Here is a 23,880-nt window from a genome sequence, read left to right on the forward strand (position 1 = left end):
AAAGAAAACGCGGAGCGTTTTTAGCGAGCGGGCGAGCGCGCCGGCAGGCGGGCGAAGCCGGTGCGGATCCGCGAAGCGGATGCGCGGAATCCTATACGCCGCACCAATTGACTTTAAAGCTCCCGGCAACGGGGGCTTTTCTTTTTTGGAAGCCGTGCATGGATTCGAACCTCGGTCGAGGCGCGAGCGTAAAGAAAACGCGGAGCGTTTTTAGCGAGCGGGCGAGCGCGCCGGCAGGCGGGCGAAGCCGGTGCGGATCCGCGAAGCGGATGCGCGGAATCCTATACGCCGCACCAATTGAGCTTAAAGCCTCCGGCAACGGGGGCTTTTCTTTTACGCCGCCATTCGACCCCAGACACTCGACTGGAATCGTGCGCCTCCGCCCGCGGGAGACTATTTCTTATCGACTCGTGTAAGATTCCGAGTAGATGTCGCGGCCCATCCGCGACCACTCCTTCGCTAGACGACCGATCAGGGTGATATTTCGTGGCAGAGCGTCCGACATACAAGCTCAGGTTTCTCGACCCCAAAAAGCGTTTTCCATCGATGCCAGAGCAACCCGCGGGGCGCTCGTATGGTGTTGTCTGGAAAGTTTTTGGCGAGGATCCTAAAGAGTCTTGCTACGTCGTCGAATTCGTAGGCAAAAGCCACATATCGCTTTTGGGCTACGTGAGCGTGTCAGGTGAGGTCTATAAGGTTGACGGCCCTGTTCAGAAAGTGCCATTGCCCAAGAACCCCGACATGAAATTGGTCCTTGACGAGTCCGATTCCAGTGTTGGCGAGATTTTGGTGCGGGGAGCCAACGGCACAATGCGCGCTTGCGCGCGAACGGTCGGCTCTCCCGAAGGGGCCATGCGTGAGCAGTCCGACCACGAGACATGGAATTCGAGCCGTGCTCTCCCTTATGGCGAGTTTATGGCCTCGATGTTCTTGCGCTACGTGATATTTGCCGACCCCAAAAACGCCCTTGCGAACACGGTACCTGCCGACGAGCTCGATGAGGGTATAAAAAACACCGCCAACAAGATCAAACTCGTAAAGTTGCCCGAGCCGGTCGAGGTGTTTTTGGGCTTTAACACGGCACCGCTCCCCGATGCTATCGAGACGTTGCTCTACCGCGTTGACCATGCCGATAATCCGAGCGGTATCGAGCGTTATGCCGCCGCCCTTATGAGCGAGGTCGATTTGCCCCGACTGCGCACCATCGCTGCCAAGTCCGAGATGGGCCTAGCGCGTATCGACCGCTCAAAGCTGTTCTATCTCAATTTTGATCGTAGCCTGCTGGACCAAGACGAGATTGACATGCTGCTTGCTATCGAGGGTCGTCTTAACCGCCTCTCCGGCATCCTTGAGCGTATTGGGGCGGGGTTGGGCCCCGTTGCCTCGTCGCCAAGCTTTGAGGGCTGCTCGCTCTTTGATCTATGGCATATCAGCAAGACGACAAACGACGTTCCTCACCTGCTCGAAACGCTGTCGAATGACAACCCGTGGGCCAAACCGGGGACGGTTGCGTGTCAGCCGGGTGGCGAGTGGGACGTTCGCACCCGCTTTGCACGTATCGTAGAAGCACTCAACGTGGTCACGCGACTCGACTACATCTATCGAGCGAACGTCGCCGAGGGCATCATGCTGGTTCGATTTGGCCGCACGGTTGTCGATGCTTTGCCGCAGCGCGAATACGATGCTCAAGATGATGCCTGGCGCGAGGTGGATGAGCCTAAGCGCGCAGCATGGGCCACCGAGCACGATGCGCGCATTGCGCTTACACTCGCGGCGGCTTGCTTTGCTTCGGGCGCTCGCATTGCGCGCTGCTACGTTCAGATTGCGGCTCCCGATGGCGAGCAGGGCGAGCGCATCATTGCAACATATTCCTTTGGGCGTGCGGCCTATCTGGCCAATTGCGTTCCCGCCGCTAAGAATTTTGAAAGCATGGATATGGATGATATGCCGTGCAAGCGCATGCTTGAGGCATATGAGTCGGACGCGCCGGATGCGATTGAGCCCGCTGAGGTTCATGCTCGCCCGCGTGACGACCACCGTTCGCTGCCGCCGGCGTTGCGCGACCTGCTGCTTGCCGATACGGCTGATGAGCTTGAGGTTATGGAGGAGGGCGATGACCCGTATGTGGCGCGCGTCGCTGAGTTGCGCGAGCGGGCAAAAGTCGACCGCGCGGGTGCGTTTGAGGGCTTTTCCCGTCTTGTTGAGGAGCTGGAGGCCAAGTGCGCCGTTGCCGAGCTTTTGGCGACAGGACCGGTCCAGACGCTGTTTTGCGACAACCAACTGGTGCGTATGGTGCTGCCGGTAATGGAGGAAGACCGCTCCGTTCGTATTTTGCGCGCTCCCGATGCGCTGTACTTTGCCCAGCATGAGATTTGCAGCTTTTACGCCGATCAGGAGGATTTTGAGCGGGCATTGCCCGAGGTGCGTCATCTTTACGATCTGGCGCGCTCATCCATGCAATCACACTTTGCACTCATCAACGTGCTGGCGCGTCTGGAGCGCTATGACGAGGTCATTGAGGTGGCGCGCCACGGCCTGCGCATTGCCAGTGACCGTTCCTCAATCGGCTACCTGTTCTATCGCCTAGCGTTTGCCTACTGGAACTGCGATCAGCTCGAGCTGGCGTTGGCGTGCTACCGCTTGGTACCGCGCGGCGAGGAGTCGGGTAGCAACGCACTGGAGGAAATGCAGGGCCTTATGAACGAGATGGGTGTCAATGAGCCACCGACGTTCGAGGAAGCGGTTGAGACCATCAGTAAGGCGGGGCTCGAACTGCCGCCGGTGCCCGCCGTGTCCAACCAGCTGGCAGACGCTGCTGTGCAGCTGGTCGATAACGGTTTCTTTTTCCTGGCACGTGTCTGCATCTTCCAAATGTGGCGCACGATGGGAAACGATGAGCTCGGCTCCCTCAGCCGGTCGTTGGGGTAGGAGCGGCATAGAAGGGCTGGACCGCGCTTGTCATCCCATTTGCTCACCATGCCGACAAAACGAAGGGGCTACTGCTACCGGCGTACCGGGAACATTTGCGTATAGATAAGGTATAACGAATTAAGTCGTAGCGAATTAAAGTACGAATTACTGTATCGAGCAGGTTGCCGACAAATTGAATGGAGCCATTTGTATTTGCTCAGGTGGGTGGCTCCAGCAGGACCGGTAAGGTCAAAAGCGGCTAGGTCTGCTAAACCTGTTAAACTCTGCTAAAGTTGCTAAACTTTGTTAAAGTTGTTAAAACTAGCAGAGGAGGGTCGAATGTCGAAAGCCATTAATCCCTTTAAGCCAACGGCGGGCATGAATCCGCCTGAGCTTATCGGACGTGACGCTGTTTTGGATGATTTTGCCGAGGCCCTTGAGAATGGTCCTGGTGCTCCCGATCGACTCATGCGCATCTCGGGCGTCCGAGGCACAGGTAAAACGGTGCTTCTCAATGCATTGGGTGATCTTGCGCGAAAAAAAGGATTCGAGGTTGTTGACGTCGCCTCGAATGCCGGTTTTTGCAGTAGAATCCTCGAGGCTCTACAGCGAAATGTTCGTCTTGAGTCAATGTCGATTTCCCCATCAATTCTAGGAGTCAGCCTTGGCTCCGTTGAGGTATCGAAGTCGGCATCTCATCTGGGCGAGGCAATGTACGATGCCGCGAAGCGCGGAGGTCTGCTCATTACGCTCGACGAGATTCAGGATGCCTCAACTGAGGAAATGCGCGAGCTGGGCAATGAGATGCAGCTTTTGATTCGCCAAGGGGCGAATGTCGCTTTTGCATTCGCCGGCTTGCCAACATCGGTGGATGGCGTGGTGGTTGATGATACCCTTACCTTCCTTCAGCGGGCAAAACATATCGAACTCACTCGTCTCTCCGATTTTGAAGTCGGTGGATCGCTTGAGGATACAATGAGACGAGCGGGCAAGGAGCTCGATGAAGACGCCGCTGAGCTATTAACAAAGGCTTCAGCAGGCTATCCCTTTATGGTCCAGTTGGTCGGATATTACGCTTGGCAGGTTGCTGCGCGCAGCGGGGCGGAGAGCGTGAACGAAGGGTCCGCGCGTAAAGGTATCCAAGCAGCTCTTGATAGCTTTAATGCTATGGTGATTGCCCCGGCGCTGCGCAGGGTTTCAGAGCGACAGTTTCAGTATCTCGCGGCAATGGCTCAATGCGAGGGCGATGAGATTGCCAACGGTGATATCGCCAAGAAGATGGGGTTGCCGGCGAACAAGGTCGGCTCGTATCGTAAACGTCTCATCGATGCGGGGTTGATTGAGCCTGCGGGCTATGGCTGTGTTTCGTTTGCAATTCCGTATATGCGCGACTATTTGTTGGAGGCGGTACGGGAACGGTAAAAATGGAATCGCTCCAAATTCCCTCTTGCCCATCCTCGACTGTTTGGTTACTATAGAACGGCTGTTACGGAGAGCTGACCGAGAGGCCGAAGGTGCTCGCCTGCTAAGCGAGTATGCCCCAAAAGGGCATCTGGGGTTCGAATCCCCAGCTCTCCGCCAGTAAGACTTTAAAGAAGGGTCCCATTTGGGGCCCTTTTTTAGTGCGAAGAACGGGAGCGCGGACTTCAGGCGAGCGCGGAGGGTGTTCGAAGCATGCCTAAACGCTTCAGTTTTCCGCTCATCGTGCTAATGCGTCCTCTGGATTATCTCAGTTCAGGGGACGTTTTCTATTTACTGCATTATTCTGTATTTCTAGCAGTTGTCTATCTGGCCGTAGTTGGCCATGAGACACGATGCTGAAAATCGTAAAGGTGTTACCTTTGGGTCGAAGGTCCGATTCGCCGTTTTGTTGATGTCGCGGCATGGGGAAGGGCTCCGAGGGGATGGAGTAGGAACATGGTAAAGATCGGGCTGCGTAAGCCGAACCTAAAGTCATCACTCATGGCCCGGACGACTGGCAGGGCGAAACGCGCGGTAAAGCGGGCGATAATCCCCGGCTATGGTAAGAAGGGCATGGGATGGATCAAGAATCCGAAGAAAGCCGCTTACAATGCCGTATACAGTAGGACGACTGTCGGGGTTGGGGATGTCGCTCGTGCCGTCTCTAAATCAGGCGGTCGACGCTCGGCGTCAAGGGCGTCCTCAACATCTGTCCCACCGCACGAGGTCATACCTTTGGCGAAGCCTGAACAGAAATCTCTTGTTCGAGAAATCACGTCGGTTGACAGAGCAAACAAGGCGCTTTTGTTATGCTTTCTTCTCGGATGGTCGGGCGCCCATAGGGCGTATGCGCGGATGTGGGGCAGCTTCTCTCTATATCTCTTTACCTTTGGTCTTTTTGGATTTGGTTGGCTGTTTGATATTGTGACACTACTGATGAGACGCTCCGAGCTAAGGCGTTTCGGCGACAGCGATTCGACTCAACAGCGGGCGCCGTGTTCCGTTGATTCTACATTCGATCGAAATGTCGCCGATTCCGGAAATTGGGAGCAGCGTGGAGATGGGGAGGCTGCGGCTCGGCTAGAGCTTCAACGCAAAAACCGTGCCTATATGGAAGAAAACGGCATCGATGTGGAGATGTTTACCGAGGAAAAGGTCGCGGCGGACGCCTTGCGAACCATTGAGTCGGTATGCCCGTGCATGCTTAGGTTTGACCGAGGCATGAGCGAAGAGGAGCCAAGCATCAGCTTTTGCTCTCCAACAAAGACGGGGAAAATGCCCAAGAATGTCGTCGAGGCCCGGATTTACCATCAGGACGTGAAGCTATTGATGGATTCCCACGGCTTCGAATTGCCGGAGTATGGTGACAGCATCAATGTCATTATCAGCTATCTAGCTGATGGGCGCATAAATAAAGTCGATATCCATGGGTTCCATAATGGCAGCTCCGTTAGTGTCTCCATTCGCAGGCGGAGCGACGATCTTGTTATGACGAGTGCGGGCACCATCGGAGAAACGGGTGCCTGGCAATCGCTGTGTCCTGGGGCAGACCCCTCAACTGGGGATCTGTTCAGGGCCTTGACCAAGGAGGTCGAAAGGATCTACTAGCATGCCCGGCGGACCCGTTTTCAAGATCCGAAAAGACACAGCGAAGGTAAACGGCTAGCAATGTCGCTTTGTTGATTCTGACGCATCCCGTTTAAGAGGTATTCAAAATGAGGCGCCCCGTTGGACGCCTCATTTGGTTCGATGTGATATCGCTTTGGCCCTACACCTCAGGAGCCTTGGCTACGGTCTCGCTCTCGGCTGTGAGCGGGCGGTTGTCGATGCGGCGGCCCAGGCGGTCGAGCTTCACGAGCAGCCACTCGATGGGATTGGGCCCCGTTCCTTCCTCGTCGGCAACCAGGTCCATGACGGCAATCTTGGTGCCGTCCTGCTTCAATGTAACGCTGCCCACCTTATCGCCAACATGCACCGTGCCCGAAAGGTCATCGTAGCTAACCTTTTCGGTCACTTCGCCGGCGAGTGAGAACACCGTTGCCTGCGCGGTGGGGTCGGCAAGCGTGGCGTCGATCGTTTTGTCTGTCCAGTCGGTTTGACTGACACGTGCCATCAGCGGATTTCCGTTGGCGGTCTTCTTTTGCGTATTGGCGATTTCGACCGTTACCTTGTGGTCGTAATACCAACTAGCAAGTGTGGCCGTATCGGCAAAACGCTGGTCGGTGGTGCTGGAGTTCAAGACAACGGTATAGATCTCGTCGCCATCGCGATTGTAGGCGCTTGCAAAGCAGTATCCGGCATCGTCGGTGGTGCCGGTCTTACCGCCGATATTGCCGTCTTGGCCCAATAAAACATTGTGCGTATCCATGGAATGCGAATGATCGGAGCCGTCGGCGCCCGTCACTTCGATCCAGGGATCTTTGCTCGCCATGACTTCGCGAATCGTGTCGTCCTTCATGGCCTCTTGCATCATCAATGCCACATCGTGTGCGGTTGAATGCATATCGCCGGCCCATTCGTCAAAATCCAGCCCGTGCGGGTTCTCGAAGAGCGTTCCCGTGCAGCCGAGCTTCTTGGCCCGCTCGTTCATGGCTTTTACAAACGTAGCGACGGCATCTTTGGTCTTGGGGTCAAGTTTTTTGCCCACGTGTTCGGCAAGCGCGATGGCGGCGTCGTTGCCCGAGGGGATCATCAGGCCGCGTAGCGCTTGCTCGACGGTGAGCTCGTCGCCTTCGAGGAGTCCCGCGGTCGAGTTGCCTACGGTTGCCGCCGCGTTGCTCACGGTGATTTTCTCGTCCATTTTGCAGTTCTCGACCGCGAGGATTGCAGTCATGACCTTGGTGATCGAGGCGATTTTGACTTGCTCGTCGGCGCTACGGGCATAGTAGACGGTGCCGTTTTTACCCATGACAAACGCATTGGAGGCATCGATATCGGGCAGGTCTTCGGCTGCAATGCCGCGTGCATCGGCGGCTTTGCCGCAAATGTTATCGGTCGTGAGCACTTGGGCACCGGCGACGGACGGAATGCCGGCGACAAGGGCGACGGCGCAGGCAAGGCCAACGGTCAGCTGCGCGGAACGCTTTACAAGAGGGGTAAGATGCTTCACTGATTTCGCTTTCGACGGGATGGTCTCCTTTGGCTCTAGAGTATATCGTTTACCGGCTGTGTCGCTTGGGGTTTGGCGCGTGCGGTTTATCTTCGTGTCTGAGCGGACGCTTGGGTGTGCACGGTCGATATGATTGCCCGTCGCGTATCGAGGAGGTCCTTACAAACACTTGACAATACCCTCACGACTATATGAGCTGCTATTTTTACTATCGATACTGCTGATTTGATATCGATGTGGAGGTATGCGGTATGACGGCTGCTGCGGCTGTGGGGCCCACGGAGCTCGAGGAGCTAATGGAAGCGCAGGCCGAGGCCGCGCATGAGCGCGAAATTGGAGATGCGACTCGCCCCACGGCAGAGGACCTTGCCACCTCGCCGACGCGCATCGATGTCGAGGGCCTCGACCTGTTCTATGGCGATCACCACGCGCTTAAGGATGTGTCCATCAAGATCCGCGACAAGCAGATTACCTCGTTTATCGGTCCTTCGGGCTGCGGCAAGTCGACGTTGCTGCGTTGCTTTAACCGCATGAACGACGGCATCAAGGACTGCCGCATCGAGGGCAAGATTGCGCTCGATGGTCAAGATATCCTGGGCGATTACGATATCTGCCGCCTTCGCCAGCGCGTGGGCATGGTGTTCCAGCGCCCCAACCCGTTTCCCATGAGCATCTACGACAACGTCGCCTATGGCCCCCGCGGTATGGGTGTGCGCGATCGCGCTGTGCTGGATGAGCTGGTCGAGGATTCCCTGCGCCGCGCTGCCCTGTGGGACGAAGTCAAGGACAAACTCAAGGAGTCTGGTCTGGGGCTTTCGGGCGGACAGCAGCAACGTTTGTGCATCGCCCGTGCGCTTGCCGTGCGGCCCGATATTCTGTTGATGGACGAGCCGACCTCGGCGCTCGATCCCGTGTCGACGCTCGTGGTGGAGCAGCTGGCCTGCGAGCTCAAAGAGACCTGCACGCTCGTGGTCGTTACACACAATATGCAGCAGGCGGCGCGCATATCCGATTCCGTCGCGTTTTTCTTGCTAGGTGAGTTGGTGGAGCACGCGCCCACCGCTCAGCTTTTCAAAAATCCTACTGACCCGCGTACGGCGGATTATTTGACGGGGCGTTTTGGCTGATACCATCTAGTAAAGGTACCTTTAGGATTAAGATGCGGTCATGCCGGCCGCAAAGGGGTTCAACATGATCTATTACGTCGAGGACGATGACAACATCAGGGATTTGACGGTCTATGCACTGCGCAAGCAGGGGATCGAGGCCGAAGGCTTTTCGTGCGACGGTGAGTTTAAGGCTGCCGTGGCGCGACGGGTGCCCGATGCCGTGCTGCTCGATATCATGCTGCCCGATACCGATGGCTTGGCGATTATGCGTCGCCTGCGTGCCGATCGCCTGACGGAGACGGTGCCCATCATGATGCTTACCGCCAAGGATACCGAGCTCGACAAGGTGATGGCGCTCGATGGCGGTGCCGACGATTATCTGACTAAGCCGTTTTCGCTCATGGAGCTTGCGAGCCGCTGCCGCGCACTGCTGCGTCGCGGCGGCATGGTCAAGCAGGCGAGCGATGTGCTCAGCGTGGGCGATATCGTGCTTTCGCCCAGCCATCGCGAGGTGACCGTTGCCGGTGAGCCGCTTAAGCTCACCCTGCGCGAGTTCGACCTGCTCGAGTACCTCATGCGCAAGCCCGGTGTGGTCTTTACCCGCGAGTCGTTGCTGCAGAGCGTGTGGGGCTGGGACTTCGACGGCGGTTCGCGCACCGTCGACGTGCACGTGCAGACGCTTCGCCAAAAACTGGGCGAGCATGCCAGCGCCATCGAGACCGTGCGCGGCGTGGGCTACCGCTTGGCCGAGCCTTCTGCCGGTGACGGTGCCGAAGGTGACGACACCGCGGCCAGCGCATCGGAGGAGTAACCCGTGGTCTTCGCCCCCCAGGGAAAACATACGCTGTCGCACCGCGTTTTTGTAACGATCTTTGTTTGCGCCATGGCGGTTATCGTGGCGTTTACGGTGCTGGGTGCGTTCTTTGTGCAAAACACCTTGGCGGATGCCACGAGTGCCAATCTGGCGCAGGAAACCGAGCTCATTGCTGCCGCCCTCGACGAACAGCAGGAGCCCATCCCGTTCTTGCGTAGCCTCGATCGCGAGGACTTGCGCATTACGCTGATTAACAAGGATGGATCGGTTGCCTACGACAACGAGGCGTCGCCTTCCTCACTGCCCAACCATGGCGATCGCCCCGAGGTCATCGAGGCCTTTGAGAATGGTTTGGGTTCCGCGGAGCGCGCAAGCTCTACGCTCGACGAGATTATGCTGTATCGCGCCGTCGCCCTTGATAACGGCCAGGTTGTCCGCTTGGCGCAAGCCCAGCCTGGCGTTGCGGCGATTTTGCTGTCGATGGTGGCGCCGATGCTGCTTATCGCAGCAGCGGGTGCAGTACTCTCGTTTTTTATGGCGCGTCGTGAGTCCCGTGCAATCATCGCGCCGTTGCAAGAGGTAGATTTGGACCACCCACGCCGTAGCTATGAGCACGCCTATGCCGAGATGGTCCCCATGCTTGAGCGTATCGAGTCGCAGCGCCAGGAACTCAAGCGCCAAATGGCGGTGCTAGCGGACAACGACCGAATGCGCCGCGAGTTCACGGCCAATATCACCCATGAGCTCAAGACCCCGCTTACCGCGATTTCGGGCTATGCCGAGCTTATTGCAAACGGCATGGTTGAGGGCGAGGACGACTTGCGCAACTTTGGTGGCCGCATCTATCGCGAGGCGGGCCGCCTGGCAGCGCTCGTCAACGACATTCTTACGCTTTCCAACTTGGACGAGGCGGAGCGAGCATCCGAGGGCGAGGCGGTGCCCATTGGGTCCACAGAACCCATCGAGCTCTCTCGCGCCATTTTGACGGTGGAACAGCGTCTTGAGCAAGTTGCCCGGCAGTCGAATGTGACCATTGGGCACGAGACGAAGCCCATGGTGATCGAAGGCGTGCCGCGCCTGATTGACGAGCTGATCTACAACCTTGCAAGCAACGCCATTCGCTACAACCGACCTGGCGGTACGGTCACGCTGCGCTGCGGGACCAATGACGAGGGTCATCCGTACCTGTCTGTTGCCGATACGGGTATCGGTATTGCGCCCGAGGAGCAGGGTAAAGTTTTCGAGCGTTTTTATCGCGTGGACAAGAGTCGTTCTAAGGCGCGTGGCGGAACCGGTTTGGGCCTGGCCATTGTCAAGCACGCCGCCCTGTACCATCATGCCAATATCGACCTGTCGAGTGAGCCGGGGGTGGGGACAACCATCACGGTGACGTTTCCCGCACAGCAGAAAGAGCCGTTTGCATAGCGCTTGGCCGCTGGCCTTGATGTAAACGCCGCATCGAGGTTGCCGGTGCGGCGTTATTGTTGCGCAACATTGTTATAAGCGCTGTAGCTTATGTATAGAGTTTGGACATGGGAAAAAGATGCGATAACAAATGGACAGTTTTGTCAATACGAACTCGGGAACTGAAAGGCACGCTGCATGGCCCTTCTCGAATTGTTCCAGCTGTTTAAAAAGCATCTCAAGCTGGTCATTACCCTTCCGGTGGTCTGTGCGATCGTCATGGGTATCGCGTCCTTTGCCATGATGGACAATACCTACACCGCCACGACGAGCATGTACATTCTCGCTAAGACCGACGGCGGTCAGATGAGCTATAACGACCTTTCGGCGAGCCAGATGCTTTCCAACGATATCGCCACGCTGCTCGACAGCAATAGCGTTAAGAGCGGTGCTGCCAAGGATCTGGGCCTTTCCGATCTGGATGATTACAAGATTGCCGTTTCGTCCGAGACCACGACGCGCGTTATTACGCTTTCGGTGACGGGTACCGATGCCAAGGAGACGGCCAAGGTTGCAAGGGCAATGGCCAACTCGGTAAGCACGGTTGCTCAGAATGTTGGCGCCGCCCAGAGCATTAACGTGGTCGATGAAGCCAAGACCCCTGAGTCTCCGAGCGACCCCGAGCGCTTGCTGTATGTTGCCGTTGCGTTCCTTGCCGGCGTCTTTATCGCAATTGCCTACGTTGTTTTGGCAGATATACTCAACATGCGCATCCGCGGTGCCGAAGAGGCAGAAGAGCTCCTGGGTATTCCCGTTGTTGGCCGAATTCCGGCTATGAAAGGTGGTAAATAGGCATGGCTAAGGCGAAGAACACCGATAAAGGGGCCGCTTTGGATATCCAACTTAAGACAGGTTGCTTTGAGGACGCGGCGCTGGTGCGCCGCGCCGTTTTTATGGACGAACAAGGCTATGAAAACGAGTTTGACCAGATTGACGAGGACCCGGGCTGCATCCATGTGACGCTGTATGTGGATGGCCAACTCACCGGCTGCTCGCGCGTGTTTCCCGAGGAGCTGGAGCGCGCGGCAGATGCGGAGGCTCCGGTGCCACCGGCGTGCGACTTGGACGAAGGCGTCGCTGCGGGGGAGACCTACATTATGGGGCGCGTCGCCGTGCTGCCGGCTATGCGTCGTCGCGGGTTGGCAAGCGCGATCGTCGAGGCCAGCGATACATGCGCACGCGATGCCGGCGCTAAACTTATTAAGCTGCACGCGCAGGAATACGTGTTGCCGCTCTATGAAAAGGCTGGCTACACACAAATTGCCCCGGTTGACTACGAAGACGAGGGCCAACCCCATGCCTGGATGGCCAAGCGCGTAGATGGCAGATAGGGACGTTCCTTTTCTGTCGGCAGTTGGGAACACTCCTCGGCAATTGGCGTATCGGAGTGCTCGGACATACAGTTTTTCGATTCCGCATGTATATATGCGCGCTAATGGGTTATAAAATCTAAGTCTGAACATAGCAGGTCTGCGATACGGCTCGGGCAACCGGGCTGTTTTTGCGGACGGGGGTAGCGCGAAAGGACTGCACATGCGTCAATTTAAGACCGAGAGCAAAAAGTTGCTCGACCTCATGATCAACTCCATCTACACCAACAAGGAAATCTTCCTGCGCGAGCTTATCTCTAACGCGAGCGACGCCGTCGACAAGCTCAACTTTAAGAGCCTGCAGGATCCGAGCGTCAAGCTCGACCAGGGCGACCTGGCTATTCGCGTCTCCTTTGATAAAGACGCCCGCACCATTACCATCTCGGATAACGGCATTGGCATGACCGCCGAGGAGCTCGAGCGCAACCTGGGCACCATCGCCCATTCCGGCTCCGAGGAGTTTAAGACCGAGAACGCCGAGCAGCAGGGTTCGGATGTCGACATCATCGGTCAGTTTGGCGTGGGCTTCTACTCGGCCTTTATGGTCGCCAGCCACGTGAAGGTGGTCAGCCGCGCTTATGGCGAGGATGTCGCCCATGTGTGGGAATCCGACGGTCTTGAGGGCTATACCATCGAGGACGGCGAGCGCGCCGAGCACGGCACCGATGTCATCCTGACGCTGCGCGAGAACGAGAAGCTCGACGCCGATGGCGAGGCCGAGACCTACGATCGCTTCCTGACCGAGTGGGGCCTCAAGAGCCTGATTCAGCAGTACAGCAACTATGTGCGCTACCCGATCCAAATGATGGTCTCCAAGAGCCGCCAGAAACCCAAGCCCGAGGACGCGCCGGAGGATTACAAGCCCGAGTACGAGGACTACCAGGAGCTCGAGACCGTTAACTCCATGACGCCGATCTGGAAGAAGCGCAGCTCCGATGTTGAGCAGAAGGACTATGACGAGTTCTACAAGTCTACGTTCCACGACTTTGACGATCCTGCGCGCACCATCAGCTTCCACGCCGAGGGTACGCTCGAGTACGACGCCCTGCTGTTTGTGCCGGGCCGCGCGCCGTTCGATTTGTACAGTAAGGACTACGAGAAGGGCCTGGCGCTCTACAGCTCCAACGTCCTGATCATGGAGAAGTGCGACGACCTGCTTCCCGACTACTATAACTTTGTCCGCGGCGTCGTGGATTCCGCCGACGTGTCGCTCAACATCTCGCGCGAGACGCTGCAGCAGAACCGTCAGCTCAAGGCCATCGCCAAGCGTGTGGAAAAGAAGATTACCGCCGACCTTGAGGATATGCGTGACAACGACCGCGAGGCCTACGAGAAGTTCTTTGAGAACTTTGGCCGTGGCCTTAAGTACGGCATCTATTCGAGCTATGGCATGAAGGCCGATGAGCTCGCCGACCTGCTGCTGTTCTGGTCTGCCAAGGAGCAGAAGATGATTACCCTGGCCGAGTATGCCAAGGGCATGCCCGAAGATCAGAAGGCCATCTACTACGCCGCCGGCGACTCGCGTGAGCGCTTGGCCAAGATGCCCGTGGTAAAGGGTGTGCTCGACCGAGGCTATGACGTGCTGCTGCTGACGCAGGATGTAGATGAGTTCACATTCCAGGCTATGCGTGAGTACGTTGCCGTCGATATGCCCAAGATCTACGAGGACGATGCTGCCCGCGAGGCTGCCGAGAAGGCTGTTGCCGACGGTGCCGAGCCCGAGGTCGAAGATCGTCACCTGGAGCTCAAGAATGTCGCTACCGGCGATCTTGACCTGGCGACCGAGGACGAGAAGAAGGAGGCCGAGGACGCCACTAAGGAGAACGAGGACCTCTTTAGCGCCATGAAGGAGGCACTCGGTGACAAGGTCGAGAAGGTCGCCGTCTCTGCGCGCCTGACCGATGCTCCCGCGTGCATCACCACCGAGGGTCCGCTTTCGCTCGAGATGGAGAAGGTGCTTCAGAAGGGTCCCGAGGGTGCGCCCGACGGTATGCCCAAGAGCCAGCGTGTGCTCGAGCTCAACGCCAAGCACCCGGTCTTTGCCAAGCTCGTCGCTGCTCAGAAGGCGGGCGCTGCCGACAAGATCAAGCAGTACTCCGGCCTGCTCTATGACCAGGCCCTGCTCGTCGAGGGTATTTTGCCCGAGGACCCCGTTGCCTTCGCGGCGGCTGTCTGCGAGCTAATGTAACTTAAGTTACGCGGTTCTACGAACCGCGTAACGGCTCGACGCTGCCCTCAGTTCCGCCGTTCTAACGAACCTATTGGTTCTGCCGTTCTAACGAACGGCAGACCGGTCGACGCTGCAAACGCCCCTAAGCGGCAATCTGACGTTCAATCGTCGGTCGCGTACCGAAGTACGCTTCCCTCCTCTTTCACGTCACCTTGCTCGCTTAGGGGCGTTTTCGCTGACTTATGCTCAACCAGCGACGCTTTCGTGATCCTAAGTAGTCATTGGGGGCGTTCTTGTTTGACTGGTCGTTTAAGAACGTCCCTAATGACTAAAGAACGTCCCCAATGACTAGTTGGGTTGCTAATTTGTGCGGGTTGTGGTTTTGTGACCTGCTGAAATTTAAGATACTGTACAACTGTACGTTAACTCATCTTCGTAGTATATTGCTACCCGCAAAACTCAATACCATTGTGCATCGAGACGTTAAAACGCCTTCGTACAATGGTTATCGATAGTACGATTCGATTCAACGACAGGATGGATGGTCCAAGCGTGAGTCTCGGCAGCAAACTATCCGATGCAAAGGTTTCCTTTGCAATCTTTAAACGCGACATCAAGCGATTGATCGTGAACCCCGTCGCCCTGGTGGTTACCCTCGGCGTGTGTGTTATTCCCTCGCTGTATGCCTGGTACAACATCGTTGCCAACTGGGATCCGTACGGAAACACCCAGGGTATCAAGATTGCCATCGCCAACAACGATCAGGGCACCCAAAACGACTTGGTGGGCGAGCTCAACGCGGGCGATAAGGTCGTCGATCAGCTCAAGGAGAACGATCGGCTGGGCTGGACCTTCGTCGATTCGGCGGCCGATGCCAAAGAGGGCGTCGAGAGCGGTGAGTACTATGCGGCCATCGTAATCCCCAAGAACTTTTCAGATAACCTGGTTTCGATGCTCGACGGCAACTACCATCAGCCCAAGCTTACGTACTACGTCAATGAGAAGAAGAGCGCTATTGCGCCGAAGGTTACCGACACCGGCGCAAGCACCATCGAGGAGCAGATCAACTCGGAATTTGTCTCCACGGCGGGCGAGACTGTTGCCGGTATCGCCAAGGATGCCGGAGTCGATTTAAAGGACAAGGCAACCCAGACCCAGGATTCGCTGGCAAGTTCGGTGTCCGAAGCATCCGATACCTTGGGCGAGGTGCGTGGTTCGATTGGCGACATGAATGCCGCCATCGATAAGACGAGTGGTTCCATTGCCTCGGCAGATGCAGCACTTGCCGGTCTACAGGGTCAGGCGCCGTCGCTGACGCAGGCGATCTCCCAGGGCAACGACCTGCTGGGCGAGGCTCGCGCCACGGCGGGTAATTCCATCACCTCGCTCTCCAAGGCGCTCTCGGAAGGCAGCCTTGCGCTCACCAAAACGTCAGCCTCCGCGAACGCTGCGATTGGCAAGCTGACGGGCACGGTCACATCTACGACCACCCGTATCGACAACTCGCTTGAGTCTCTCCAGGCGACGATCGACCACAATAAGGCCGTTATCGGGCACTTGGAAATTCTCGTTAATGACACGTCGACAGGTTCCGAGGAAATTGACGCGCGCATTGTATCGACCATCGATTTGCTCCGCGAGCAGAATGAAAAACTTCAGAGCATCAAGGATAGTCTGTCTGCGCAGTCGAGCGCCATGGCGAATGACGCCGCGGCTGTCTCGGGTGTCAGCGACGCTATCAATAACGCAATCCAGACCGGTGCGACTAACCTTGGCCAGGCCCAGACGGACCTGGGTCAAAACGCGCTGCCGAAGGCCTCGAGCGCGCTTGATTCATTTGCCGCCGTCTCGGGTGATCTGACGGGAATCGTGTCTGGCCTCACGCCTACTATTGCAAGTGCGCGCGGTACACTTTCGCAACTCAACGCTACGCTCGGTCAGGCCAAGACCACGCTGTCCCAGACCGATGCCTCGCTTGGCAAGGTCCAGGACAAGCTCGCAACCGCCGCCAACGACATTGCGGCGCTGCAGACCTCCGAGTCCATGGGCGAGCTGGCTGATCTGATGGGTGTCGACGTCAATGACGTGGCAGACTTTATGGCATCTCCCGTAGAGCTGACTTCCAAGTCAATTTTCCCGGTCAAGAGCTTTGGCTCGGGCATCGCTCCCTTCTATACCAATCTGGCGCTTTGGGTGGGCGGCTACGTGCTTATCGCTATCTACAAGCTCGAGGTCGACCGCGAAGGCATCGGCAGCTTTACCGCGCGTCAGGGCTACTTTGGCCGCTGGCTGCTACTGGTGATCCTGGGCGCGTTCCAGGCCATCATCGTTACGGTAGGCGATCTGGTGATTGGCGTGCAGTGCGTCAGCCCGCTGCTGTTCGTGCTGGGCGGCATCGCCATTTCGTTCACCTACGTCAATATCATCTATGCGCTGTCCACCACGTTTAAGCATATCGGCAAGGCGATCGGCGTCATCCTGGTCATTGTGCAGATTCCGGGCTCTTCGGGCATGTACCCCATCGAGATGATGCCCGGCTTCTTCCAGTGGCTGCATCCGCTGCTGCCCTTTACCTACGGCATCAATCTGCTGCGCGAGACGGTCGGCGGCATGTATTCGTTCAACTACCTGTTTAACCTGTGCATTCTGGGCGTGTTCTTGATCGTGGCGCTCTTTATCGGCCTGCAGCTGCGTCCGCTGCTGCTCAACCTTAACCTGCTCTTTGATAAACAGCTTTCCACGACCGGTATGATGATTTGCGAGTCCAACGACCTGCCGCGCCAGCGCTACTCGCTGCGCACGGCCATGCGTGTCATGCTCGATTCTGATTCGTACCGTCGCGAACTGCTCGACCATGCGGTAACCTTTGAGCACCGTTACCCCTACTACATCAAGGGCGGTTTTGCCGCCGTGGTGGGCGTTCAGGTCCTGCTCTTTGTGCTCTCGACGGTGCTCGATATCGACAATAACGGCAAGATCATCCTGCTTGTCATTTGGATCATCTCGGTTATTGCTATCTGCGGCTGGCTTATCAATATCGAATATATCCGCGCGAGCCTCAATACCCAGATGCGCATCTCGGCGCTTTCGGATGAGGACTTGCGTCGCGAGATGCGCGAACACACGGCCGCCATTCCTGCCGCCCGCCACATGTTTGGCCACAACGCCAGCGAGCGTGGTGCCAAGGGCGGCGATCAGTCCGCGGGCCGCTTGCCGCATATAGGATCGCACCATAAATCTCAGGGCAGCGACAGCACAGCCACAAATGATGGAGATACCACCGCGCTTGGCAAGTACTCCAAAGGAGGTGAGGCATAAATGAAGAACATCCTGCATCTGTTTAAGCGCGATGTCCAAAACGTGTCTCGCTCCGTGATCGGCCTGATTGTCGTGATGGGCCTCATTATCGTACCGTGTCTGTACGCGTGGTTTAACATCGCCGGCAGCTGGGATCCGTACGGCAACACCGGCAATCTTAAGATTGCCGTGGTCAACACCGACGAGGGCTACGAGAGCGATCTGATTCCCGTCGAGGTCAACGTGGGCGAAAACGTAACCGCCACCCTGCGCGGCAACGAGAACTTCGACTGGGTTGTCCTCAACGACCGCGATAAGGCGATCGAGGGCGTTAAGTCGGGCGCGTACTACGCTGCCGTCGTTATCCCTAAAACGTTTAGCGCCGACATGATGACGCTTTTCTCGACTGAGGTGAAGCACGCCGATATCGAGTTTTACGAGAACCAGAAGGCCAACGCCATCGCGCAGATCGTGACCGAGAAGGGTTCGAACGCCGTTCAAAGCCAGGTTAACGAAACTTTTACCGAGACCATTACGAGCATCGGTCTTAAGACGGTGTCCAGCCTGCTCGATTACATGAGCACCGACCAGGTCAGCAACTTTATCGCCAACCTGTCCTCGACGCTCGGCGATTCGGTCCAGGACCTGCAGGGCGTTCAGGCCAGCGCAACGTCGCTTGCGGGCATTTTGAGCTCCACGTCCGATTCGCTGACGTCGGCGAGCGGTATGCTCCAGCAGGCGGGTACCGTCGATGAGTCGACCAAGCAGTTGATGGAACACGCCAAGAGCGGCATCAATGATTCCAAGGAAGCGCTCAAGGCCGCCAACGATGCCGTTGACGCGGCGATTGACGGAAGCGCGGGCTCGTTCGATAATGTGTCTGCCGAGCTCGCGAAGGCGTTCGACACCGCAAACCAGCATGTGGACCTTACGGTGTCCCAGCTCAACGATGCCGCGGCGGCGCTCAATACACGTGCCGACGATATCGACGCCACGGCCGACCAGCTCCGCGGCTTTGCCGAGCAGGTCAGTGACGAAAAGCTCCAGGAGAGCCTTAAGTCTGTAGCAACATCGCTGGGCAGGATCGCGGTGGAGTATCGCAACAACGCCAAGGACCTGACGGCAACTGCTAAGTCCCTTTCTGACAGCATGGCAGAGGTCAACAGCACGCGTGCCGAGGTCGATCAGGCCATCGCCGATGCCAAGGCCGGCATTGCGGGCGCCAAATCCGATTACGATTCCACGTTCTCGGTTAAGGCCAAGGAGCTCAAGAAGACCGTCTCGGGCATTCTAGACTCGCTCGATGGTATCTCGGGCGATTTGGATAGCGCCGTAGACGGCCTGACCGATGCATCCGGTTCGCTGGCAAAGGGCCTCTCAAAGGCTGCAAAGCTGGTCAACAAGGTTTCCGATCAGCTGGGCGAGGCGTCGGATAAGATCGGCGCGTTTAAGGACGAGCTCGACGGTGCCTTGATGTCGGATGATCTTGCGACGATTAAGACGATGATCGGCAACGATCCCGAGGGTTTGGCCGTGTCGCTTTCCGGCCCCGTCGCGCTCGACCGCAAGCCGGTCTATCCGATCCGCAACTACGGTTCGGCCATGGCGCCGTTCTATACGATTCTGTCGCTGTGGGTGGGTTCGATTGTGCTGGCAGCCATGATGAAGGTCTCGGTCGACGATGAGCTTATCAACGAGCTCATCCCCGTACGCCTGCACGAGATCTATTTGGGCCGCTACTTGTTCTTTGGCGGCTTGGCCTTGCTGCAGGCGACGCTCGTGTGCGCCGGCGATATCTTGTTCTTTGGAATCCAGTGCGACAACCCGCTGCAGTTTGTGTTGGCGGGCTGGATCGCGAGTCTCGTGTTCTCCAATATCGTCTACACGCTTACGGTTTCGTTTGGCGATATCGGCAAGGCGCTCGCTGTCGTGCTGTTAGTCATGCAGGTCGGTGGTTCGGGCGGTACATTCCCCATCGAGATGACCGGCCCCGTGTTCCAGGCGATCTATCCGTTCCTGCCGTTTACCCATGGCATCAATGCCATGCATGCTGCCATGGCTGGCGCCTACCATATGGAGTACTGGGTTGAGCTGGGTATTCTGGCGAGCTATCTGATTCCGTCGCTGGCCCTGGGTGTGGTCTTCCGCCGTCCGGTCATCAAAGCCAACGACTGGATTATCGAAAAGCTGGAGAGTACTAAATTAATCTAGCGCAACAATGTGAACGCTGATGTTGCCGGAGCATCGAGGCTTTTGTGTTCGATACTTTAGTGGGCTGAATTGCGTGGGCTGCTTGATTGTTGCTACAGTTGCGGGGCGTGCCGGGGGTCCGGCGCGTCCCGTTTTTATTTGACCATGAGGCGGCATGCGGTCGCGCGCGTGCGGACACCACGCCCAGACCGAGCGCGAGGATGCCCTATGGCCCATCATGCCGCTATTGAAATCGAAAATATGCCCGATAGCCCTGTAGCCCGCGAAGATCTGGGTGCCGGCGGTGCCTCTCGCGGTGCCGGTGCGCGCTCGCCGCTGTTCTGGAAGGTCTTGCTGCTTTCGATAGCGGTCATCTGGGGCTATTCCTTTACCACCATGAAGGACGCGCTCGATACCATTCCGGTGTTCGAGCTGCTCTACATTCGCTTTCTTCCGGCGTCGCTGGTCATGCTTGCCGTCTTCCACAAGCGCATTGTTGCCCATTTCAACGCTCGAAATCTGATTGTTGGACTTGGCATGGGCGCGCTCATGTGGGGTGCCTACGGTTTGCAGACGATTGGCCTGGCGCAGACCACGGCAGGCAAAAGCGCGTTTTTGACGGGCACGTACTGCATCTTGGTTCCGTTTGCGAGCTATGTCCTAAGCGGCGAAAAACTTACCCGTTACAACTTGGGCGCCGCGTTGCTGTGTCTGGCGGGCATTGGCTTGGTGGCGCTTGATAGCGTCGAGTTCAATGTCGGCGATGTTATTACGCTGGGCGGCGCGGTCTTCTTTGCCATCCAGATGGCGGTGGCCGCTAAGTACGGTCGCAAGATGGACATCAACGTCATCACGTTTTGGATGTTTGCGGGCAACGGTGTGCTGTGCCTGATCTCTTCGCTGCCGTTCGAGACCCAGGCGCCTTTATCCGTGTGGACGCCGAGCTTTATTGGCGTGATGGCATTTCTCTCGGTGGGCTGCACATGTGTGGGTTTGCTCATCCAAAACGTGGGCTTGGCGCATGTCCCGGCCTCGACGGGCTCACTACTGCTTTCGATGGAGTCGCCATCGGGCGTGCTGTTCTCGGTGCTGCTGATGGGGGAGGTGCTCACCTCGCGTTTGCTTGCCGGCTTTGCGCTCATCTTCCTGTCGATTATCTTGAGCGAGACGCACTTTGACTTTTTGCGTAAAAAGCCGCGAGCGCGTTTGTAAACAATCTGTTGCGCCGTCCCTCTGGGGCGGCGTTTTTTATGCGTCACTTTTAAAGTTATGCCTTGCACTTTAGAGTATGAAAGTGCTTGCTGCTAAAACTTTACTGGAGGGCATCTATGGCACCAGCTCTGTCCGATTTCCAACCACAACCAGCGCTCCAGACCTCAGCGGCGGCGCAAGCCGCCATTGGTGACGGTCTGGTCAAAGAGGCTCAGGCTTTTGCCGATGAGCTTGCCGCATGGCGTCACGATCTGCATCGGATGCCCGAACTCGGTAACGACCTCCCACAGACCTCTGCGTATATCCAAGCGCGCCTGAACGAGATGGACATCCCATTTTCCACGCTCGTCGATGGTTCCTGCGTTGTGGGCCTTGTCGGTGCCGGTGCCGCCGCGGCCCAGGGCAATGGCGTCTGCACGGACGAACAGGCCGGTACGGTCGTTATGCTGCGCGGCGACATGGATGCCCTGCCCGTTGTCGAGGAATCCGGCGAGCCCTTTGCATCTACCAATGGCTGCATGCATGCTTGCGGTCATGATATGCACGCGACGGCGCTGCTTGGTGCGGCGCGCCTGCTCAAGGCTCGCGAGGCCGCGCTTGTCGACGCCAATGCCACCGTCAAGCTGTTGTTCCAGCCGGGCGAGGAGACCTTTGAGGGGGCACGTGCTGCCATCGCCGACGGCTTGCTCGAGAACCCGCGTCCTCAGGCGGCTTTTGCCATGCATGTCAACAGCCAGTCGCCGCTTGGCCTGGTGCTCTACGGCAGCCCGGCGCTTTCGGGCGTGTACGGTTTCCGCATCACGCTGCAGGGCAAGGGCGGCCACGGTTCGAGTCCCGAGATCTGCATCGACCCCATCACGGCAGGCGTGCATGTGCACCTGGCGCTCCAGGAGCTTATCGCTCGCGAGGTGCCGGCGGCCAAGGAGGTCGCGCTCACCGTGGGTAAGTTTGCCGGTGGCCAAGCGGCCAATGTGATTCCCGACACCTGCGTGCTCGAGGGAACATTGCGCGGCTTTGACGTTGAGCTCATGGAGCACCTCAAGACCCGCATCGCGGAGGTCGTCAAAGGCGTTGCCACGACTTATCGTACGCCGGCGACTATCGAGACGCTCTCGGATGTTCCCCCGCTCGTGCTCGATGACGATATGACCCAGGCTTCGCTTGGCTATGTGGGTGCGACGTTGCCCAAGGCCGCCTTCCTGCCTCTGTTCCATGCCATGGCGAGCGAGGACTTTGCGCTTATCTCGAGCGAGATACCGAGCGCGTACTTTACGTTCGGTGCGGCTGTGACCGATACGGACGAGCACTTTGCCCAGCACCATCCCAAGGCACGCTTTAGCGATGCCGAGTTGCCGCTCGGCGCCGCGGCTTATGCGGCGGTCGCCCTGGGCTATATCGCCGACCACAAGGAGTAATCCATGTCCCAGCAGCATAAATTCTTCCCCGGTTGGCTCGTCGTGGCCTCCGGCTTTGTCATCATGGCCACGTGTTACACGATTTTCGTTAACTGCATGAGCCTGTTTCAGCCGCTTATCGTGAGCGACTTGGGCATTTCCCTTGCTCAGTACAACATCTCCAACGCCATCTCAACCGTGGTGAGCGTTGTCGGCTCGCTTGTCATTGGCCATGTTGCCGACAAAGTGAGCGGTCGCATCTTGGGTTCCCTTACCGTTATCGCCACCTCTGCCGTTCTTGCCGGGATGAGCTTTGTCGGTGAGCTGTGGCAGGTCTACGTGCTCTTTGCCGTCTCGGGCTGCTTTGCCGTCGCCTCGACCCGCCTGCTCATTAGCCTTGTGACCGCCAACTGGTTTACGGCCAAGCGAGGTCTTGCGATCTCCATAGCACTTTCGGGCTCGGGCTTTGGAGGCGCTGTTCTGTCTCCCACCGTGAGCTCGCTTATCGTGAGCGTTGGCTGGCGTTCCGCCTTCCTGGTGCTCGCGGCTATCTGCATGGTGGCGGCGTTGCCCATCACGGCCTATTCCTTCCGCACCAAGCCTTCTGAGATAGGCCTTAAGCCGCTCGGCGAGAACCCGGGCGATCCGTCCGTCTCGACAGCTGGCGACAAGGACGAGCACACGGCTCCCGAGGTTAACGTCGGTTGGTCTCGTATCAAGAAGAGCCCGGCGTTTTGGCTGCTTGTCGTCGCCTTTCTCTTTATGGGCCTCGTTAACGGTGCCATCTTGCCCAACCAGATCACCAACATGACGAGCGTTACCGTCAACGGCGCCAAGATTGTCACGGGCGGTCACGATCCCGTGTGGGCGGGCACTGTGCTTTCGGCCTATATGGTCACCGTCGTTATCGCCAAGATTTCGCTCGGCGTCATTTACGATCGCTTTGGCCTACGTTTTGGCAACGTGTTGGGATCCGTTGCGTGCATTATCGCCTGCGTCGCCCTGTGCTTCCCCGCGACCGATCTTGGTCCCATCGTGGCTGCCGTGAGCTTTGGTGTCGGAACGTGCATGGGCACCATCACGCCCACTATCGCCGCGTCCAAGCAGTTTGGCATGGCCGATCTGGGCAAGGTCACGGGCACCATTACCTCGCTCGAGATGGTCGGCGGCACCGTGGGTGCCATTGTCTCGGGCGTGCTGTTCGATGCCACGGGCTCCTTTGCGAGCACCTGGATCGTGTGCCTGGTGTGTTCTGTGGTCATGCTCGTATTCCTGCTGGCATCCGAGCCCATCGCCGCTAAGCTGCGTGCGAGCGTGGCGGGGGAGTAGACGTCCGTCGCTCTTTTCTGTTCGCCCCGTGTTCTGTCCGTGGTCGCCTTG

15 protein-coding genes and 1 tRNA gene are annotated in these 23,880 nt (G+C 57.7%); 15 read left to right on the forward strand and 1 reads right to left on the reverse strand.

The genetic code is table 11. The annotated features are described in order from the left end of the window. Nucleotides 1–741: 741 nt before the first annotated feature. From ACTQXO_RS01060 to ACTQXO_RS01075, 4 genes are all read left to right on the forward strand, one after another. Nucleotides 742–2,928, forward strand: a complete 2,187-nt coding sequence (locus ACTQXO_RS01060; protein WP_441032245.1) for a tetratricopeptide repeat protein — start codon at nt 742–744, stop codon at nt 2,926–2,928. Between the two features lie 321 nt (nt 2,929–3,249). Then, the gene (locus ACTQXO_RS01065; RefSeq protein WP_240128712.1) at nt 3,250–4,332 is read left to right on the forward strand and encodes an AAA family ATPase; all 1,083 of its coding nucleotides are present in this window, start codon (nt 3,250–3,252) and stop codon (nt 4,330–4,332) included. A 68-nt stretch (nt 4,333–4,400) separates the two neighbouring features. Continuing rightward, nucleotides 4,401–4,491 (forward strand) — tRNA-Ser (locus tag ACTQXO_RS01070). A 615-nt stretch (nt 4,492–5,106) separates the two neighbouring features. Next, nucleotides 5,107–5,979: a TM2 domain-containing protein gene (locus ACTQXO_RS01075; protein ID WP_441032242.1), complete on the forward strand. Its 873-nt coding sequence runs from the start codon at nt 5,107–5,109 to the stop codon at nt 5,977–5,979. A gap of 160 nt (nt 5,980–6,139) precedes the next feature. Here the strand turns inward: ACTQXO_RS01075 and ACTQXO_RS01080 are convergent, their stop codons facing one another. Next, a complete protein-coding gene (locus ACTQXO_RS01080; protein WP_441032240.1) occupies nt 6,140–7,480 on the reverse strand; it encodes a D-alanyl-D-alanine carboxypeptidase family protein in 1,341 nt (446 codons plus the stop codon). A gap of 251 nt (nt 7,481–7,731) precedes the next feature. Here ACTQXO_RS01080 and pstB point away from each other — a divergent pair, with 251 nt between their 5' ends. From pstB to ACTQXO_RS01135, 11 genes are all read left to right on the forward strand, one after another. Next, a complete protein-coding gene (gene pstB, locus ACTQXO_RS01085; RefSeq protein ID WP_441032237.1) occupies nt 7,732–8,607 on the forward strand; it encodes a phosphate ABC transporter ATP-binding protein PstB in 876 nt (291 codons plus the stop codon). A gap of 64 nt (nt 8,608–8,671) precedes the next feature. Further along, nucleotides 8,672–9,400 carry a response regulator transcription factor gene (locus ACTQXO_RS01090; RefSeq protein ID WP_441032235.1) on the forward strand — a complete coding sequence of 243 codons (729 nt, stop codon included), beginning with the start codon at nt 8,672–8,674 and terminating at the stop codon, nt 9,398–9,400. Nucleotides 9,401–9,403: 3 nt separating this feature from the next. Beyond that, the gene (locus ACTQXO_RS01095; protein ID WP_441032233.1) at nt 9,404–10,828 is read left to right on the forward strand and encodes a sensor histidine kinase; all 1,425 of its coding nucleotides are present in this window, start codon (nt 9,404–9,406) and stop codon (nt 10,826–10,828) included. Between the two features lie 177 nt (nt 10,829–11,005). Further along, nucleotides 11,006–11,659: a YveK family protein gene (locus tag ACTQXO_RS01100; RefSeq protein WP_441032231.1), complete on the forward strand. Its 654-nt coding sequence runs from the start codon at nt 11,006–11,008 to the stop codon at nt 11,657–11,659. Between the two features lie 2 nt (nt 11,660–11,661). Continuing rightward, the gene (locus ACTQXO_RS01105; protein ID WP_427719041.1) at nt 11,662–12,198 is read left to right on the forward strand and encodes a GNAT family N-acetyltransferase; all 537 of its coding nucleotides are present in this window, start codon (nt 11,662–11,664) and stop codon (nt 12,196–12,198) included. 202 nt (nt 12,199–12,400) lie between these two features. After that, nucleotides 12,401–14,425, forward strand: a complete 2,025-nt coding sequence (gene htpG, locus ACTQXO_RS01110) for a molecular chaperone HtpG (protein ID WP_441032229.1) — start codon at nt 12,401–12,403, stop codon at nt 14,423–14,425. Nucleotides 14,426–14,959: 534 nt separating this feature from the next. Beyond that, complete coding sequence (locus tag ACTQXO_RS01115; RefSeq protein WP_441545370.1) at nt 14,960–17,725, forward strand: YhgE/Pip family protein; 2,766 nt, start codon at nt 14,960–14,962, stop codon at nt 17,723–17,725. Beyond that, entirely contained in the window at nt 17,726–19,915 is a 2,190-nt protein-coding gene (locus ACTQXO_RS01120) for a YhgE/Pip family protein (RefSeq protein WP_441032225.1), read from the forward strand. A gap of 207 nt (nt 19,916–20,122) precedes the next feature. Then, nucleotides 20,123–21,106: a DMT family transporter gene (locus ACTQXO_RS01125; protein WP_427719031.1), complete on the forward strand. Its 984-nt coding sequence runs from the start codon at nt 20,123–20,125 to the stop codon at nt 21,104–21,106. A gap of 116 nt (nt 21,107–21,222) precedes the next feature. Further along, complete coding sequence (locus tag ACTQXO_RS01130; protein WP_427795309.1) at nt 21,223–22,521, forward strand: M20 family metallopeptidase; 1,299 nt, start codon at nt 21,223–21,225, stop codon at nt 22,519–22,521. Nucleotides 22,522–22,524: 3 nt separating this feature from the next. After that, nucleotides 22,525–23,829 (forward strand): MFS transporter, encoded by a 1,305-nt coding sequence (locus ACTQXO_RS01135; protein ID WP_441032221.1) that lies wholly within the window; start codon nt 22,525–22,527, stop codon nt 23,827–23,829. The last annotated feature ends 51 nt before the right edge of the window (nt 23,830–23,880 follow it).

Origin of the sequence: Collinsella sp. LCP19S3_D5, assembly GCF_052121415.1 — a bacterium.
Classification (GTDB): domain Bacteria; phylum Actinomycetota; class Coriobacteriia; order Coriobacteriales; family Coriobacteriaceae; genus Collinsella.

Coding starts and splice junctions, on each gene's coding strand:
- ACTQXO_RS01060 (WP_441032245.1), top strand. CDS start 742: ATGAAATTGGTCCTTGACGAGTCCGATTCCAGTGTTGGCGAGATTTTG.
- ACTQXO_RS01065 (WP_240128712.1), top strand. CDS start 3,250: ATGTCGAAAGCCATTAATCCCTTTAAGCCAACGGCGGGCATGAATCCG.
- pstB (WP_441032237.1), top strand. CDS start 7,732: ATGACGGCTGCTGCGGCTGTGGGGCCCACGGAGCTCGAGGAGCTAATG.
- ACTQXO_RS01090 (WP_441032235.1), top strand. CDS start 8,672: ATGATCTATTACGTCGAGGACGATGACAACATCAGGGATTTGACGGTC.
- ACTQXO_RS01100 (WP_441032231.1), top strand. CDS start 11,006: ATGGCCCTTCTCGAATTGTTCCAGCTGTTTAAAAAGCATCTCAAGCTG.
- ACTQXO_RS01105 (WP_427719041.1), top strand. CDS start 11,662: ATGGCTAAGGCGAAGAACACCGATAAAGGGGCCGCTTTGGATATCCAA.
- htpG (WP_441032229.1), top strand. CDS start 12,401: ATGCGTCAATTTAAGACCGAGAGCAAAAAGTTGCTCGACCTCATGATC.
- ACTQXO_RS01120 (WP_441032225.1), top strand. CDS start 17,726: ATGAAGAACATCCTGCATCTGTTTAAGCGCGATGTCCAAAACGTGTCT.
- ACTQXO_RS01125 (WP_427719031.1), top strand. CDS start 20,123: ATGGCCCATCATGCCGCTATTGAAATCGAAAATATGCCCGATAGCCCT.
- ACTQXO_RS01130 (WP_427795309.1), top strand. CDS start 21,223: ATGGCACCAGCTCTGTCCGATTTCCAACCACAACCAGCGCTCCAGACC.
- ACTQXO_RS01135 (WP_441032221.1), top strand. CDS start 22,525: ATGTCCCAGCAGCATAAATTCTTCCCCGGTTGGCTCGTCGTGGCCTCC.